This window comes from Pseudomonas sp. Y39-6 (assembly GCF_023651955.1).
Classification (GTDB): domain Bacteria; phylum Pseudomonadota; class Gammaproteobacteria; order Pseudomonadales; family Pseudomonadaceae; genus Aquipseudomonas; species Aquipseudomonas veronii.
In genome coordinates this window covers 538,654-554,639 of the sequence record NZ_CP069594.1, presented here as the reverse complement: position 1 = coordinate 554,639, position 15,986 = coordinate 538,654, and the positions used below count along the sequence as shown (strand labels likewise).

Sequence of the window (15,986 nt, the reverse complement as noted above, 5' to 3'; positions counted from 1 at the left end):
TGCCGTAAATAAGGTCTCAGTCCTGTTTCAGGACCCACAGCAATTCATGCCGACGCACAGCCTTGCGGAAGAATTCGTTCTCTCCGTATGGCGATGGGCTACGCCCGGCCAGCACCTGTTGCAACCAGCGACGCACACGGCGCTTGAACGGCGCGCGCGGTTGCAGGTCGTGCATCATGCCCAGGGCCATGGCCTTGTCCTGCTGCTGACTCAAGGCGAGCGTGAAACTGCAGGGGACCAGTTCGTCCGCGGTGTCGAAACGCGGCGGCAGGGCCACGCCGGCGCCCGAGTCGCCCATGGGCCAGCGGTCGTTATCATGCAAGTGATTGGCGTAGCCGAGCAATGTGTCGGGCTGCCACGCCAGGCCTTCCAGGGCTTCCAGTATCGCCGCGTGAGCGCAGATATGGTCGGCGTGCGGGTCGAGCAACGGCGTCGGCAGCACGATCACCTGCGGTCGCGCCTTGAGCAGCAGCGCGCGCAGGTCGGCGATCAGGTTGTGCCAGGTCGGCGCGCCGTCCACGTCGCCGGGCAGCGCAAAGGCATTGAACTGACGAAACAGCCGCGTATCGCTCAATTGCGCCTCGCGGGAGGCTTGAGCCTGGTCCGGCGCGGCCTGCATGGCCGCCAACTGCATGCAGAAGTAGCCCAATTGCACGCACTGTGCTTCGGGAACGCCGGCCCAGCGCGGCACGGCAATGCTGTCCCAGGCCCGCAGGCGCCCTTTGAGTTGCGCCGCTTGCGCCTTGGGCAGGCCCATCTGTTGATAATGCTCGGCTTCGATTTCACCGGCGGTCAACGTGACGATCCAACTTTCGGCCGCCTGGCTGTACAGGCTGAAGGCCGCCAGTTCGGCGTCGTCGGCATGGGGCGCAATCACCATCACACGTTGCTGGCGATAATCCGGCTGACGGAAACGCCACAGCGTCGGCTGGCCGTTGATCCGGCAAAAACGCCCGCGCACCCGCAGTTTGCCGGCGGCCAATGCCTCGGCGGCGCCGGTCAGATTGAGGTAACGGCGCCCGCCGACGCCGCGCTCGAACACTTGCCGGTCCGGCGTTTGCAGGCCCAGCAGTTCCACCGCCGGGTCGATGAAACGCCCGAGCCACGAGCTGCGCAGCTCGATGCCGACGATCAGGGTGTCGTCCGCCGCCAGCGGCGCGTCCAGCAGCAGCCGCCCCGCGTCCAGGCGCAGGCCTGGCACTTCACTGCCGTGAGGGAATGCGTAGGCATAATCCTCGTTGGGCGAATAGAACAGATGATCGGCAAACCAGGCTTCATGGGCCGCCCACAGCACCACCGCCAGAATCAACGGCAGCCACCAGGCCACGAGCACACCGGCCGCGATCAGCACCAGCAAGCCAATCAGCAGCGCGATGCGCTTGGTGCGCCGATGACGCTTGAGCAGTTGCTGCTTGCGGCTCATAGGCTGAACACCGGCACCGGGTTGCACCAGCGCTCCTTGTATTCACGGTCGGCGCGCCCGAAGGAAAAGCGCAGCGGTTTATCCACGGCCCGCGCCTGTTCCCAGGCGCTTTGCGTATTGAGGAAACTCAACACGCTGCCGGGGCTGAACTCACGGGTCTGAGGGTCGACACCGCCGTTGACGTATTCGATGCTGACCCACTCGGGCGCCTCGACGCGATACACCAGTTGCACGGCAATCGGCGCATCGTTGAGAAACAGTACCGAGCCCACCAGGAACTCCTTGAGCAAGCCCAGCACCTGCGCCAGATGCTCGGCGCCGGTGGCCGGGAAGCCCCAGCGGCGCTGGAACAGGTCGCAGTAGATCGCCGCCAGCTCGCCGCTGGAAAACTCACTCACCGCCCGCACCACGCCGCCGGCTTCTTCGAGCAACCGCAATTCGCGGCGCTGGTTGTAGCGAAACTTCTTCGACAGGTCTTCCGGGGTGCGCGCCATGGCCAACTGCTCGGCCTGGGGCTTGAGGGTGCTGACGCGCCCCTCGTTCAACGCCGACAGGTAGCGCCCACGGTGGCGTACCGGCAACTGCGCGTCGGCGGCGATCGGCAGGATGATTTCGGCATTGCCCAGATCGAACACGCCTTTCTTGCCGCGCCGCTTGAGCACGTCCTTGGACAAGGCCAGGTCGCGCCCCCAAGTGGCAATCGCGCCCTTGAGTTCGCCGTCCTGCTCCCAGCCCAGGTAGCGCACCGGAATCTGCGCCAGGTCCGCCAACCGTTCGACGATCAGCGGATGCGTCGCCACGCTGCCGCCAAACCGCTGCCAGGCCTGGGCGTAGACCTCGGCCTCGACAGGTACCCAGCCGCGTTCACGCCAACCCTGGAAGCGATTCAGCATTTAAACCACAGCGTCATAAGGGTCCACGCCGTCCTTGACCACCAGGATGTCTTCCATGATCAGGTACTGCAGGTCGGAACCGAAGAACATGTTCAGCGCATCGGTCGGCGAGCAGATCATCGCTTCGCCACGACGGTTGAGCGAAGTGTTCAGGGACACGCCGTTGCCGGTCAGCACTTCGAGTTCTTTCATCATGTCGTAGTAGCGCGGGTTGTATTCGCGCTTGAGCACCTGGGCGCGGGACGTGCCATCCTCATGGACCACTTCCGGCACGCGGGTTTTCCACTCTTCCGACACTTCAAAGGTGAAGGTCATGAACGGCGCCGGGTGATCGACCTTGATCATCAGCGGGGCCACGGTGTCGAGCATCGACGGGCAGAAAGGCCTCCAGCGCTCGCGGAACTTGATCTGATGGTTGATGCGGTCCGCCACGCCGGTAGCGCTCGGGCAGCCAATGATCGAACGACCGCCCAAGGCACGCGGGCCAAACTCCATGCGCCCCTGGAACCAGGCCACCGGGTTGCCGTCGACCATGATCTTGGCGATGCGTTTAGGCATGCTGTCGATCTTGCGCCAGTCCGGCTTGCTCGGGTGCTTGGCGCAAGCGGCGATCACGTCTTCGTTGCTGTAGGACGGGCCGAGGTAGACGTGTTCCATCTTCTCCACCGGCACACCACGGGCGTTGGACACGTAAGCGGCGGCGCCCACGGCGGTGCCGGCATCGCCGGACGCCGGTTGCACGAACAGCTCTTTCACGTCGTCACGGGCAATGATCTTCTGGTTCAGCTTGACGTTCAGCGCACAGCCGCCGGCGAAGGCCAGCTTGCCGGTTTCCTTGAGGATGTCGCCCAGGTAGTAGTCGATCATCTGCAGGGACAGCTTCTCGAACAGCGCCTGCATGCTGGCCGCGTAGTGGATGTACGGTTCGTCGGCGATGTCGCCTTCGCGCTTGGGCCCCAGCCACTCGATCAGTTTGGGCGAGAAGTAGAAACCCTTGCCCTTCTCTTTATAACGACGCAGGCCGATGACGTTGGCATAGTCGGTGTTGATCACCAGCTCGCCGTTTTCAAAGGAGGCCAGGCGCGAGAAATCGTACTTGCTGGCATCGCCATAAGGCGCCATGCCCATGACCTTGAACTCGCCGTCGAGCATCTCGAAACCGAGGAACTCGGTGACCGCGCCGTACAGGCCGCCGAGGGAGTCCGGATCGTAGAATTCCTTGATCTTGTGGATCTTGCCGTTTTCGCCGTAGCCGAAGAACGTGGTGGCGTACTCACCCTTGCCGTCGATCCCCAGGATCGCGGTTTTCTCCTTGAAGCCGGAGCAGTGGTAGGCACTGGAGGCGTGGGCCAAGTGGTGTTCAACCGGCTCGATCTTGATTTTCTTCGGATCGAAGCCCAGCTGTTCCAGGCACCAGACGATCTTGTTGCGGTAGCGCTTGTAGCGCCGGTTGCCCATCAGGATCGCATCGAGAGCGCGGTCCGGGGCGTACCAGTAACGCTTGGCATAGTGCCAGCGCGCTTCGCCGAACAGGCTGATCGGGGCGAACGGGATCGCGACCACATCAACGTCGGAGGGCTTGATGCCGGCCTGTTCCAGGCAGAATTTCGCCGATTCGTAGGGCATGCGGTGCTTTGCATGCTTGTCGCGCACGAAGCGTTCTTCTTCGGCGGCCGCGATCAGCTTGCCGTCGATATACAGGGCTGCGGAAGGATCATGGCTAAGGGCGCCGGACAGGCCAAGAATCGTCAATGCCACAGGGGTCTAGCCTCTTTTAGTCTGCATGCAGGCGCGTTACGCCTGAAAAAAGTGTGCCTCTCGCCTGGGCGAGAAACAGCTAAAGGGCGGGATTATAGCTCAAAAGCAGGAGGAAGCTGTTAGCGGCGAGCGTCGAGGAGGTTCAGCGGAAGATCTCGATGCTGCCGTCCTTGTTCTGACGGTAGATCGTGTAGGGCAGGACCAGGGTGTCCAGCACGCCAGAGCCGATGAACTCGATGGCGATGATCGGGAAAGCATTGTTCTCGTGGTCCGACAGGGCTCGGTCATTCAGGCTTTTTTCTGGGGCGGGCTCAGCATTGAGCGTACAAAACCCGTAGATCACCCCACTGTAGATGCGCGGGATATTTTCGCAGTAGCTGCGCGACTCCTTGAGGTTCTGGCTGGCGACAGCGTCCGGGCGAAAGACGGTGTTGATGGTCCCGCAACCGGAGATTGCCAGGAGAGCAGCAAGCAACACAGGGTACATACGGATCATGAACGACACCGTTCAGCATAGAGGGTCGACCACACTAACATCGCCAGCGAAGATAGCCTACACCGGCACACCGATACGTCATGTGAGAAAGTTCCGATAAGACAATACAGGATTAGTTGCTTCGCGCCGCGAACACACCGGAGCAAAGAGCACTGACGGGCAAATCAATACGCTTGGTTAACGTTCAAACCAACCCTTCCTTTAAACCGCACCTGCAACTATCAACATGATCAACGGCATGAAACCCATTACCCAAAAAACGCAATAACAACGAGACGACATGAATGCTGCGCATACCCATGCAGCAGCATTCTTTTCGACGTTACACGCCCACGGGCGCCTTAATAGTGCAGCGACCGCGGAGGCTCCGCACCATCAAAGTCAATTTGATGCCCCGCTCCAACGTTGATGCTTCCTAACCCTGGCTCACCATTACCCGGCTGCCCCCTGCCCGTACCCGGCTGATAGAAACCACCATTACCGTCGGATTGAATCTCATGATCAATCGGCTGATTTTGCGCACCCAAATACTCAGCATCTTCCCCGGCCGCCTGATCCAGCGGATTGTTTTGCCCCTTCTCATTAAAGTTATTATTTTCGTACCTCTGATAATCAGCAGCCACGTTTGAGTTAGCATTGATAGACGACATAAAAACCTCCTATAAATAATTGAACAACCTCATCGGCTGTAGAACAAATTTATAGAACGACAAAAGAATGCTCAACCCGCAACATGCGCCACACATGTATCCGTTTAAAACAAGAAGTACAATACAACCAAACAAATACCTTGCCCCAATAAATTGCTCTAGGACAAGTCTGATATAAGCCAGCACACTTCGCGCTATCCGCCGAATCCGTTTCAACTTCTAACTTACTTAAAGCCCGCAACCCGTATCAAGACAGCCTCGCAACCGGGCATTGTATAAAATGATACATAATTGCCAGATTCGAGCAGTTCGTGCAGGCCAACTGGCTGCTGGGGGACAGGCCCCTGCAAGCCCGCCCCCACACTTGACCGCGTCCTACCTGAAAAACCCGCTCGACCGTCAGCCGGCGCCGCCGACTTCCTTCGGCAAACGCTGATCGATGACCTGATACAGCGCACTGCCTTGCGGCCAATTACGCATGAAGCGTGCGCGATCCTTGGCAAACGCCGCGGCGAAGCTGGCGTCGGAGCGATGCTGGCGCATCGCATCCAGGTCGATCAAGGCCCAGCGGCCGTCGTGCCAGAACAGGTTATGGCCCTTGAAATCGCCATGGCTAATGCGCTCGCGTATCAGCTCGGCGAACAGGTGGTCCAGCGCCAGCAGTTCGTTTTCAGGCGCGTCGCCCTGCTCCACATACGGTGCGAAGCGCTCGATGATGTCCGGCCCCGGCAGGTATTCAGTGACCAGGTAAGCGCGGCTGCGCAGCCAGAAAAAGCGCTTTTCCAGCACGGCCAGCGGCTTGGGTGTGGCAATGCCGAGGAACGCCAGGCGATTGCCTTCGCGCCAGGAATGCCAGGCGCGGCTCGGGCGCCAGAAACGCTTGAGCCAATGGGCGAAGCCCTTGATGTTGTAGCGTTTGATCACCAGCGGCCGGCCGGCCACTTCGACCTTGGCCACGCTGGCCGCACCGCCGGTCTTGTACAAATGCCCCTGGTCGAGCAAGGCATCGGCCTGCTCCAGCACCGGCAGCATCGCGCGCTCCTCCTCGCGACGGATCGCCCGCAAGCCAAACGCGCCGCGCACCACGCTGAACAGTGTGCATTCGCGGCCGACCTTGTCGAGGAAGTCCTTCAGGCGCCAGGCGCTGACCTTGCGCACCTGCTTCTCCAGGGCTTCGAGCGGTAACGCATGCTCGCCGTTGCTCAGCAGGTAATACACCAGCAACTCTTCGGTAAACGGCGCGAGGTTTTTCGGCAACTGGGCGAAAAACACCCCGAGGTTTTCCAGCACCCGGTTGCGCGACAGCGGCTGGCCCGCCTGTTCCACGCAGATCCCGGCACCATCGATCAGGTACAGCTTGCCGCCCTGGCGCAGCAGGTTGTCCAGGTGCAGGTCTTCCTGCCACAGGCCCTTGGCGTGCATGCGGGCGATCGCGTCCAGCGCTTCGGCGAGCACAGCGGTCTGCTCATCGGCCAACGGCGGCAGGCCTTCGACCGCTTGCCAGGCATCGGCCAGGCTTTCGGCGCCGTCGATAAACTCAAACAGCAGCCAACCGCCCTCGCCTTCCTGCAAACCGTCGGCCAGCAGCAGCGGCGTGGTCAGGCCTTGCTCGGCCAGCAGGCGCACGCCGTTGAGCTCACGCTGAAAATGCCGCGCCGCCTTGCTGCCCACCAACAACTTGGCCAACACCGCGCGACCGCGCCAGACACCGGCGCCCACATAGCGCTGGCCCGGCAACACGCGCAACAGGCTGAGCAATTGCAATTGACCAGGGCCTGCGGCGTCCGCCAGTTCGATGGTCAGCGGCAGGTTTGGGCTGCGGCCGGCCTGTTTCAGCGCGGATAAACGCATCAACGGTGCTCCTTGTGGCTGCGGCGAGCGGTCAGGCGCTGCTGCCAGGTGGCGACCAGCGGGCTGTCTTCAGGTTGTTCCAGATACGCCGCCAGCAGGTGACGCGTTTGCGCATCCGACCACTGCGGCGCACGGCGCAACAGCGGCTCCAGGTCCTTGACCCGGTCACGCCAGCCAAACAGCAGTGGGCGGGTTTTCTCCAGGTCGATCAACTGCGCGGCATAACCGTCGCCGGTGGCCTGCAGGAAAATATGCTTGGGGTAAAAACACCCGTGGACCTGTCCCACGCCGTGCAGACGGCGCGCCAATTGGCCGCAGGCCAACAGGATCGCACGGTGCTGGGCGTCGCTCAGTTGCGGCCACTGTTCGAGCAACGAGTCCAGGTCATTCCAGCCGTCCAGGGCGCGGGTCAACAGCATCGCGCGGTGCTCGCCAGCGACTTTGCGCTCACCGTAGAACGCCGCCTGCAAGGCCGGGATACCCAACGCGCGATAACGGCTGATGTTACGAAACTCGCGGGAAAAACTCGGCTCGCCAAACGGTCGGTGCAAGCTGCGCGTGAGGTAGTTGCTCTGGCGCTTGAGGTAGTAACCGTGGCCGTCGAGCTCCAGGCGGAACACGCTGCTCCAGCCGCCACGGCTGGTGTTCGGCTCGTCCACCGCGTCCAGTTGCTTGGCCCACAGGGCATCGAAACTGGCCAGACCGTTGCGCTCCAGCAGAGCGCGGTCTTCGGCCGCCAGGAAATCACTCATTCGCGTCCCTCGAAAAACTTCACCACATGGCGAATTCGCTGTTTGTCCGACGCACTCAGGTGCGCGCGCTGGCGGTATTGCAGGTAGAAGCGCAGGCGCTGGGTGGCCGACAGGTGATACTTGGCCACCTTGTCCAGGCAGGCCAGGTCTTTGGTGATGCGGTATTTGAGCCAGAACCCGCGCCAGAAATCGCCGTTGGGGCAATCGATCAGGTACAGGGTGTGCTGGTCGTCGATCAGCAGGTTGCGCCACTTCAAGTCGTTATGGGTGAAGTGATGATCGTGCATGGTACGCGTGTATTCGGCGAGCTGGCGGCTGACCGCATCGACCCATTTGGGGTCTTTGAGGCGCACGTCGCTGCGCTCGGCCAGCACCGACAAGTCTTCGGTCTTGGGCAACTCACGGGTGATCAGCGCGCCCCGGGCGTAGGCCAGGCCATTGCGCTCCAGGCCCCAGGCGACCACGTCGGCGGTGGGAATGCCCCACTTGGCGAAACGCTTGAGGTTCTGCCACTCGGACTTCACCCGCGGCTTGCCCAGGTAGCGGCGCAGGCCCTTGCCGGCACCGACGTAGCGCTTGACGTAATAATTGACCCCGCCGCGCGCCACCCGGATCACTTCCGACAGCGGGTCGCGGGTCAGCCGCTCGCCTTGCAGGGCGAACACCGCTTCAAGGCTTCCAAAATCATCCGCGAGGCCGGCGTATGCGGGTTCCAGGTTCCAACCCGCCATCAGAGCGCATCCCCGTAACGTTGTTTGCGCGCGTAGAGCTTGGCCGCCTTGTGCTCCAGCCACTGCAGCAGTGCGGCCTCTTCGGCGAGAATCTGGCGCAACGGCTGTTGGAAGTAGCCCTTGAGAAAACGCAGCTTGTCACGCTGGGTCAGGCCGATATCCAGCGCCGAAAAATACAGCGCCGCCAGGTCCTTGTTGCGCCAGCGCAGCGGGATCTTCGAGCGCACCTGCGCACGGTGCAGATCGATCACCGACAACTTGAAATCATCGGCCACCAGCGGCTTGTCCGTGTGCAGCAGGAAATGGCAGATATAGCAGTCGCGATGGTTGACCCCGGCGCGGTGCATCATGCCGGTCATGCGCGCCACTTCGGCGATCAGCGCATGCTTGATGACTGACGATGGCGGTTGCTTGAGCCAGTCCATGCTCAGGTCTTCGAGGCTGACGGTGGGCGCCAGCTCTTCGGTGACGATAAACGAATGCTGGTCGGCCGGGTTGCTGCCCTTTTCGCCATAAGCCACGGCGGTCATGGTCGGCACGCCGACTTGCTGCAAGCGCTGGATCGCCCGCCATTCCTGGCCGGCGCCCAATACCGGCAACTTCGCGGTGATCAGGTTCTTGAGGATTTCGGCCCAGCCGATACCACGGTGAATCTTCACGAAATAACCGCGGCCCTCGACCTCTGTACGCAAGGTACGACGGGCATCGAGTTCGCGGTACACCAGGCCGTCCAGCTTCTCGACTTCGGCGAACGCATCGCGTCCGGCCCAAAGGGTCTTGAACGGTTCGGCAAGCATCAACTTCATCGGTTCGGCTCCGCCAGGATCAGGTCCGCAGCGTACTGCGGCATGCTATAGAGGTCGGCCGTCTCGGCGAAGGCCAGACCATTGCGACTCATGGTCGCGCGCGCTTGTGGATCGTCGAGCATATCGACCAGGTATTGATTGAGTTGAGCCTGTTCGAACGGCTCGTCCAACACCCGGCCATTGCCGGCCTTGTCGATATAGAAGGCATAACCGCAGACCTTGCTCACCAGCACCGGCAGGCCGGCGACAACCGCCTCGATCAGCACCATGCCGGCCGCTTCGTTGTAGGCCGGGTGGATCAACAGGTCGGCCCCCAGCAGAAAGCGCGGAATATCGCTGCGCCCCTTGAAGAAATGCACTTGCTCGCCCAGGCCCAGTGCGGCGCTCTGTAATTGGAATACTTTGGGGTCGTCCTGGCCGATTACAAACAGCCGGGTACGTTTCTTCAGCGCCGACGGCAATGCGGCCACAGCCTTGAGGCTGCGGTCGACGCCCTTGGTCTTGAAGCCGGAACCGATCTGCACCAACAGCAAATCGTCCTCGGCCAGGCCGAACTCATCGCGAAACTGTGCGCGGACCTGCGCGGCATTCGGCGGCGCGCGCCGGTCACGAGCGATGCCCGGCGGCAGCAAATGAAAGCGCTGCGCCTGGGTGCCGTAGTAACGCGTGAACAATTCCTGCTGATGGGCCGAGAGCACCATGATCTGGGTCTTGGCGCTCTGTTCGAAGACGGCGCGCTCGTACTCGGCAAAGTGTTTGTAGCGGCCGAACCAGCGGTACATCGGGTTGCGCAGGGTTTGTGCCTTGTCTTCAAACACGCCATCGGCGGCGAAGTACAGGTCCAGCCCGGGCATTTTATTGAACCCGACCACGCGGTCCACCGGGCGCTTGGCCAGGTCGGCCTGAATCCAGGCGTAGAGTTTTTCGTTGCGGCGATGGTTGAACAGCGCCTTGACCGGCGCCACCAGCACTTCGAAGCCGGGCGGTACATCGCCTTCCCAGATCAGGGTGTAGACACGGATCTGATGACCGCGCTGCTGGCACTCCAGGGCGATACGCATGAAGTCGCGCTGCAAGCCACCGAACGGAAAATACTTGTACAGAACAAACGCCAGTTGCATCAGTGCATCTCCTCGGCCAGTAACAACGTGCTCAGCCGGCTCGCCACACGCTCAGGGTTCAGCCGCGTGAAGCACAGGGGCGATTCGCGCTTGATGTCGAACCGACGCAGATCGTCGGCCGTGGGTTGATAGGTACACTGTTTCAGCAGGCAGGGCGCACACGGGAAGTCGCTGGCCAGGTGAATCTGGCTCTTGCCGTAGGCGCCGGTCAGGCCGGGGTTGGTGGGGCCGAACAGCGAAATGGTCGGCACGTCCAGGGCTGCGGCCAGGTGCCCGAGGCCGGTGTCCACCGCAACGCAGGCGCGGGCGCCGGCGAGCACGCGGGCGACGCCGGCCAGGTTCAGTTTGGGCAGCACCTCGGCGTTGTCCAGGCCCTGGGCCAGGCGTTCGGCGCGGGCCTTTTCGGCGGCATTGCCCCATGGCAACTTCACGTCCACACCCAGGCGGCCCATGCGCTCGGCCAGCTCGCGCCAGTAGGCTTCGGGCCAGTGCTTGGTGTCCCAGGTGGTGCCGTGCAGCAACAACACAAACGGCTTTTTCGGCGGCAGGCCGAGCAGCTTGTCGACGCTCAGGCCGTAGTCGCCCAGGGCCTTGGGCAAGTCATAGCCGAGGGCCACGGCGAACAGCTGGCGCAGGCGCTCCACCGCGTGCTGCCCGCGGGCCACGGCCAGGCGCCGCGAATAAAAGCGCGCCGCGATCGGTTCACGCGCCGAGTTTTTGTCAAACCCGGCCACCGGGGCGCGCACGTAGCGGGTCAGCCAGGCGCTTTTGAGCAGGCCCTGGGCGTCGATCACCAGGTCGTATTTGGTTGACTGGATACGCTGCTTGAAGCGCCGCCATTCGCCACTTTTGAAGGTTTGCCAGAGGTTCTTGCGCCAGCGGCGAATCGCCACCGGGATCACCTTGTCCACCGCCGGGTGCCAGGTGGGGATCTCGGCAAAGCCTTCTTCCACCACCCAGTCGAATCGAATGCCCGGGATCGCCCGCGCCGCATCGGTCAGTGCCGGCAACGCATGAATCACGTCGCCCAGGGATGAGGTCTTGATTACCAGTACCCGCAACTCAGTGAACCTCGACCACAGTGCCCTGCAACCGCTGCAAGGCTTCGTTGACCGGTTGCGGCAACAACTGGCGCAGGCAGTTGTAGTGGCCGAAACGGCAGGTGCGGTCAAAACACGGGCTGCATTCCAGGCCCAGGCGTACCACTTCGACCTTGTCGGCCAACGGCGGGGTAAACCCTGGGGAGGTCGAGCCGTACACCGCGACCAGCGGGCGGTTCAGCGCCGCCGCGACGTGCATCAGCCCGGAGTCGTTGGACACCACCGCATCCGCGCAGGACAGCAAGTCGATGGCCTCGGCCAGCGAGGTGTCGCCACTGAGGTTCACCGCTTCTTCGCGCAGGCCGGGGATCAGGCGCTGGCGGATGTCTTCACCCACCGCATGATCGTTCTTCGAGCCGAACAGCCACACCTGCCAGCCTTCGCGGATCTTCGTCTCCGCGACTTTGGCGTAATGCTCCGACGGCCAGCGCTTGGACTCGCCAAACTCGGCACCGGGGCACAGCGCGAGCACCGGACGGTCGAGGGCCAGGCTGAACTTGGCCAGGGCCGCGTCGCGGGTGATCGGGTCGATCTGCAGGCTCGGGCGCGGATACGGCGTCGGCAACTCGGCACCCGGCGCGTAGGCCAGGGCCATGAAGCGTTCGATCATCAGCGGGTAGCGCGCCTTGTCGAGCTTGCGCACGTCGGTGAGCAGACCGTAGCGAAACTCGCCACGCCAGCCGGTGCGCTTGGGAATACCGGCGAAAAACGGCACCAGCGCCGATTTCATCGAGTTGGGCAGCAAGATCGCCTGGTCGTACTGCCCGGCCAGGGATTTGCCGATGCGACGGCGGGTCGCCAGTTCGAGGGCGCCATGGCCGAGCGGGAAGCTCAAGGCCTGGCGCACTTGCGGCATGCGCTCAAGGATCGGCCGGCTCCACTCAGGGGCGAGCACGTCGATTTGGCAGTCGGGATGACGTTGTTTGAGGCACTGGAACAGTGTCTGCGCCATCACCATGTCACCGACCCAGCTGGGCCCAACGATCAGAATATTCATGTAGTTTCCACAAACGATGCGGGGAGGCTTACGCCTCCCCGCCTCGATGATTACTGTAGATCGCACTTTGTGTGGCAGCGGGCTCGCTCGCGATAGCATCACCGCGGTCCGCTAGACAGACCGCAGCGCCTGCATCACGAGCAAGCCTGCTCCCACATGAAGCCGGTTTCCACATTAGATTGGCGTCGCTCATTTAATCGAGTGTCAGCTTAACCCCAGCGCCTGCCAGATTCGCATCACCTGGCGCCGTTCGTCGGCGAACTGATCCCCGGCCACCGTACCGGCTTCGTTCTGCAAAGCCTGGCGGTGCGCCGCGGAACGGTAGGCCTTATATACCTCGCGCAGTAAATGGGCATCGGCGGCGGGCATCAGCCCGACCTGCTCCAGGCCCTCCAGAATGCGGATATTGTCGGTGTAGCGCAGCAACGACGGATGTTGCGCAGACCATGCCAAAGCGGCGTATTGCACCATAAATTCAATATCGACGATACCTCCGGCGTCCTGCTTGAGGTCGAACGCCACCGTCGGTTCGAAGGCATTCGCGCCGGTACCGGCCGCCGTGGCCCGGGTCCCGAGGTTATCGCGCATCTTGGCGCGCATCTCGCTGACCTCCTGGCGCAGCTTCGTCAAGTCGCGTTCACGGCCCAACACCTTGGCCCGCACCTGTTCGAAGGCGCGGCCCACGTCCTGGCTGCCCACCAACACCCGCGCGCGGATCAGGGCCTGATGTTCCCAGGTCCAGGCTTCGTTTTCCTGATAGCGCGCGAAGGCGCCGAGGGAACTCACCAGCAAACCGGATGCGCCCGACGGCCGCAGGCGCATGTCCACTTCATACAATTGCCCCGAGTTGGTCTGCGTGGTCAGCAAGTGAATGATCCGCTGGCCCAGGCGCGTGAAAAACTGCGCGCCGTCGATCGGCTTGGCGCCATCGGTTTCGGCCTGCGGGTCGCCGTCATGGATAAACACCAGGTCCAGGTCCGAACCATGCCCCAATTCGATGCCGCCGACTTTCCCATAACCGACAATGATGAATCCAGGATCGCACACGCTGCCATCCAACCGCTGCGGCGCGCCGTGGCGGGCGACGGTCTGGCGCCAGGCCAGGGCCAGCACTTGTTCGAGGATGGCTTCGGCGAGCCAGGTCAGGTAGTCGCTGACTTTCATCAGCGGCAGGCTGCCGGCGATTTCCGAGGCAGCCACCCGCAAGCGGTGAGCCAGCTTGAAGTGCCGCAGCGCTTCCATCTGCTGCTCAAGGTCGTCTTCGGGGATACGCGTAAGGCGTTCGCGCAGTTCGGCGGCGAGTTCCGGCGCCAACGGCGGCTTGAACAAGCGGCCTTCGTTGAGCAATTCGTCAAGCAGCAGCGGGAAGCGGGTGATCTGTTCGGCGATCCACGGGCTGGCAGCGCACAAGGTCAACAGGCGCCGCAGGGCGTCAGGGTTTTCCGTGAGCAACACCAGGTAGGCGGACCGGCGGGCGACGGCTTCCACCAGCGGCAAGACGCGCTCCAGCACCAGGTCCGGGTTGGCGTGCTCGACGGCCTGCGCCAGCAGACGCGGGATAAACGCATCCAGGCGCTCGCGACCGAGGCGCTGCATGGCGCGCAATTGCGGGCTGCCGCGCAGGCCGGCCAAGGCTTTGAGCGCTTTGGGCGCGTCAGTGAAGCCACCTTCGGCCAGTTGGCGGCAGGCCGCGTCTTCGTCCTGGGACTCCTCCCACAGTGGCAACCATTCCCCTCCGACGACCAATTCGCTTTCTTCGCCGTCTTCTTCATCCGGATCGGCGATCACCTGGCGGAAGTGCCAATCCACCCGCCCACGCCAGTACATCAGGCGCTCATGGAACGCGGCCCAATCGGCGAAGCCGAGCATAAAGGCAATGCGCGCCTGGTCTTCGGGGCTGTCCGGCAGCATCTGGGTCTGGCGGTCGGCAATCGCCTGGATCGCATGCTCGGTGTAACGCAGGAATTCGTAGCCATCGCGCAACTCGGCGATCACCGCCGGCGGCAGGTAGCCCTGGCCTTCCAGGGTGCCCAGCACCTTGAGCAACGGCCGTTGCTGCAGGCTGAGGTCGCGCCCGCCATGGATCAACTGGAACGCCTGGGCGATAAATTCCACTTCGCGGATGCCGCCCGAACCGAGCTTGATGTTGTCGGCCATGCCCTTGCGCCGCACTTCCTGCTGGATCAACTGCTTCATGGTGCGCAGCGCTTCGATGGCGGAGAAGTCCAAATAGCGGCGGTAGACGAACGGTCGCAGCATGTCGAGCAGTTGCGCACCGGCCACCTGATCGCCGGCTACCACGCGCGCTTTGATCATGGCGTAGCGCTCCCAGTCGCGGCCCTGGTCCTGGTAATACTGTTCCAACGCATTGAAGCTGAGCACCAGTGCGCCCGCCGAACCGTAAGGCCGCAGGCGCATGTCGACACGGAAGACAAAACCGTCGACGGTCATCGGGTCGAGGGCCTTGATCAGTTTTTGCCCCAGGCGAATGAAGAACTCCTGGTTATCCAGGGCGCGCTTCACCCCCACCGTCTCGCCGCCTTCGGGGTAGGCGAAGATCAAGTCGATGTCGGATGACAGGTTCAGCTCCACCGCGCCGAGCTTGCCCATGCCGAGGATCACCATCTGCTGCGGCTCACCGCTGCGGCGCCCGGTCGGCGTGCCGAACTGCGCGCAATGGCGCCGGTACAGCCACTGGTAGGCCTGGTCGATGCTGGCGTCGGCCATGTCGGAGAGGTCGCGACAGGTTTGCACCAGATCCGCCTGGCGGGTCAGGTCGCGCCAGATGATGCGGACTTGCTGGCGGGTACGCTGGCGGCGCAGCACGCGGCCCAACTCATCTTCTGTTTCAGCCTGTTGCACGGCACCGGCGATCTGCCCGCACAGCTCGCCCGGCGCAAAACCACGGTCCAACTCGCCCCAGGCGACCAGTTCGAGCAACATCAACGGGTCACGAACACTCTGTTCAATCACGAAATCACTGGCCGCGCACACCCGCGCGAAATCGGCCCAGCGTTGCGGCGTCCATTCAGAAAGGCCATGATCGTCGTCCAGCGCGGCCACTGCGTCACGGAATGACTGTTCGGCCCGAATGGCGAACGGCAAGAGAACGGCCGGCAGCTCGGCCAGCGTTGGAAGGCTCATGGTCTATCCTTGAACGGCGCGTAAAGGGCTTGTTGCGGTGAACGCAGGAGGCAGGCGCGATGAATGACTGTCGAACAAAAGTTAGAAATAGCTGAAAATTCATAAATTTTGGCAGGTAACATTAAATTTCTACCTTTTCTTCTTCGCAAAAGATCAACAATAACGATTATGCTCACCTAACGGACCGAGCAATCCGCTCAGTCTTGTGTAGTTTTACTACTCGTATATACATTCGAAAGGCTGAAATGGCCGACGATTTGTAGT

General features: G+C 62.4%; 13 protein-coding genes. All 13 read right to left on the bottom strand.

Annotated features, from left to right (window positions below):
- Positions 1-16: 16 nt before the first annotated feature.
- Positions 17-1,423 carry a PIG-L deacetylase family protein gene (locus tag JN756_RS02370; protein WP_126588434.1) on the bottom strand — a complete coding sequence of 469 codons (1,407 nt, stop codon included), beginning with the start codon at positions 1,421-1,423 and terminating at the stop codon, positions 17-19.
- Entirely contained in the window at positions 1,420-2,316 is an 897-nt protein-coding gene (locus JN756_RS02365; protein ID WP_126588435.1) for an antimicrobial resistance protein Mig-14, read from the bottom strand. Before JN756_RS02365 ends, JN756_RS02370 begins: the two co-directional genes overlap by 4 nt.
- Positions 2,317-4,074: a carbamoyltransferase family protein gene (locus tag JN756_RS02360; protein ID WP_017849797.1), complete on the bottom strand. Its 1,758-nt coding sequence runs from the start codon at positions 4,072-4,074 to the stop codon at positions 2,317-2,319.
- Between the two features lie 142 nt (positions 4,075-4,216).
- Positions 4,217-4,570, bottom strand: coding sequence for a YceK/YidQ family lipoprotein (locus JN756_RS02355; protein WP_057003658.1), 354 nt, complete (start codon positions 4,568-4,570; stop codon positions 4,217-4,219).
- 341 nt (positions 4,571-4,911) lie between these two features.
- Positions 4,912-5,220: a hypothetical protein gene (locus JN756_RS02350; protein ID WP_046384930.1), complete on the bottom strand. Its 309-nt coding sequence runs from the start codon at positions 5,218-5,220 to the stop codon at positions 4,912-4,914.
- A gap of 399 nt (positions 5,221-5,619) precedes the next feature.
- A complete protein-coding gene (locus JN756_RS02345) occupies positions 5,620-7,071 on the bottom strand; it encodes a lipopolysaccharide kinase InaA family protein (RefSeq protein WP_126588436.1) in 1,452 nt (483 codons plus the stop codon).
- Positions 7,071-7,823, bottom strand: coding sequence for a lipopolysaccharide kinase InaA family protein (locus JN756_RS02340; RefSeq protein ID WP_177029548.1), 753 nt, complete (start codon positions 7,821-7,823; stop codon positions 7,071-7,073). Before JN756_RS02340 ends, JN756_RS02345 begins: the two co-directional genes overlap by 1 nt.
- Positions 7,820-8,554 (bottom strand): lipopolysaccharide kinase InaA family protein, encoded by a 735-nt coding sequence (locus tag JN756_RS02335; RefSeq protein WP_046384933.1) that lies wholly within the window; start codon positions 8,552-8,554, stop codon positions 7,820-7,822. The genes JN756_RS02340 and JN756_RS02335 overlap by 4 nt, the downstream gene beginning before the upstream one ends.
- Positions 8,554-9,360, bottom strand: coding sequence for a lipopolysaccharide core heptose(I) kinase RfaP (rfaP, locus tag JN756_RS02330; protein WP_057003655.1), 807 nt, complete (start codon positions 9,358-9,360; stop codon positions 8,554-8,556). The genes JN756_RS02335 and rfaP overlap by 1 nt, the downstream gene beginning before the upstream one ends.
- Positions 9,357-10,481, bottom strand: coding sequence for a glycosyltransferase family 4 protein (locus tag JN756_RS02325; RefSeq protein ID WP_201021751.1), 1,125 nt, complete (start codon positions 10,479-10,481; stop codon positions 9,357-9,359). The genes rfaP and JN756_RS02325 overlap by 4 nt, the downstream gene beginning before the upstream one ends.
- Positions 10,481-11,542: a lipopolysaccharide heptosyltransferase I gene (gene waaC, locus JN756_RS02320; protein ID WP_046384936.1), complete on the bottom strand. Its 1,062-nt coding sequence runs from the start codon at positions 11,540-11,542 to the stop codon at positions 10,481-10,483. Before waaC ends, JN756_RS02325 begins: the two co-directional genes overlap by 1 nt.
- A gap of 1 nt (position 11,543) precedes the next feature.
- Positions 11,544-12,578 (bottom strand): lipopolysaccharide heptosyltransferase II, encoded by a 1,035-nt coding sequence (gene waaF / locus JN756_RS02315; RefSeq protein WP_201021750.1) that lies wholly within the window; start codon positions 12,576-12,578, stop codon positions 11,544-11,546.
- A gap of 204 nt (positions 12,579-12,782) precedes the next feature.
- The gene (glnE, locus tag JN756_RS02310) at positions 12,783-15,722 is read right to left on the bottom strand and encodes a bifunctional [glutamate--ammonia ligase]-adenylyl-L-tyrosine phosphorylase/[glutamate--ammonia-ligase] adenylyltransferase (protein ID WP_201021749.1); all 2,940 of its coding nucleotides are present in this window, start codon (positions 15,720-15,722) and stop codon (positions 12,783-12,785) included.
- Positions 15,723-15,986: the final 264 nt, after the last annotated feature.

Excerpts from the sequence above, each read along its gene's own strand:
- JN756_RS02370 (WP_126588434.1), bottom strand. The coding sequence starts at position 1,423 with ATGAGCCGCAAGCAGCAACTGCTCAAGCGTCATCGGCGCACCAAGCGC.
- JN756_RS02335 (WP_046384933.1), bottom strand. The coding sequence starts at position 8,554 with ATGGCGGGTTGGAACCTGGAACCCGCATACGCCGGCCTCGCGGATGAT.
- JN756_RS02350 (WP_046384930.1), bottom strand. The coding sequence starts at position 5,220 with ATGTCGTCTATCAATGCTAACTCAAACGTGGCTGCTGATTATCAGAGG.
- glnE (WP_201021749.1), bottom strand. The coding sequence starts at position 15,722 with ATGAGCCTTCCAACGCTGGCCGAGCTGCCGGCCGTTCTCTTGCCGTTC.
- JN756_RS02325 (WP_201021751.1), bottom strand. The coding sequence starts at position 10,481 with ATGCAACTGGCGTTTGTTCTGTACAAGTATTTTCCGTTCGGTGGCTTG.
- waaF (WP_201021750.1), bottom strand. The coding sequence starts at position 12,578 with ATGAATATTCTGATCGTTGGGCCCAGCTGGGTCGGTGACATGGTGATG.
- JN756_RS02365 (WP_126588435.1), bottom strand. The coding sequence starts at position 2,316 with ATGCTGAATCGCTTCCAGGGTTGGCGTGAACGCGGCTGGGTACCTGTC.
- JN756_RS02345 (WP_126588436.1), bottom strand. The coding sequence starts at position 7,071 with ATGCGTTTATCCGCGCTGAAACAGGCCGGCCGCAGCCCAAACCTGCCG.
- rfaP (WP_057003655.1), bottom strand. The coding sequence starts at position 9,360 with ATGAAGTTGATGCTTGCCGAACCGTTCAAGACCCTTTGGGCCGGACGC.
- JN756_RS02355 (WP_057003658.1), bottom strand. The coding sequence starts at position 4,570 with ATGATCCGTATGTACCCTGTGTTGCTTGCTGCTCTCCTGGCAATCTCC.
- JN756_RS02340 (WP_177029548.1), bottom strand. The coding sequence starts at position 7,823 with ATGAGTGATTTCCTGGCGGCCGAAGACCGCGCTCTGCTGGAGCGCAAC.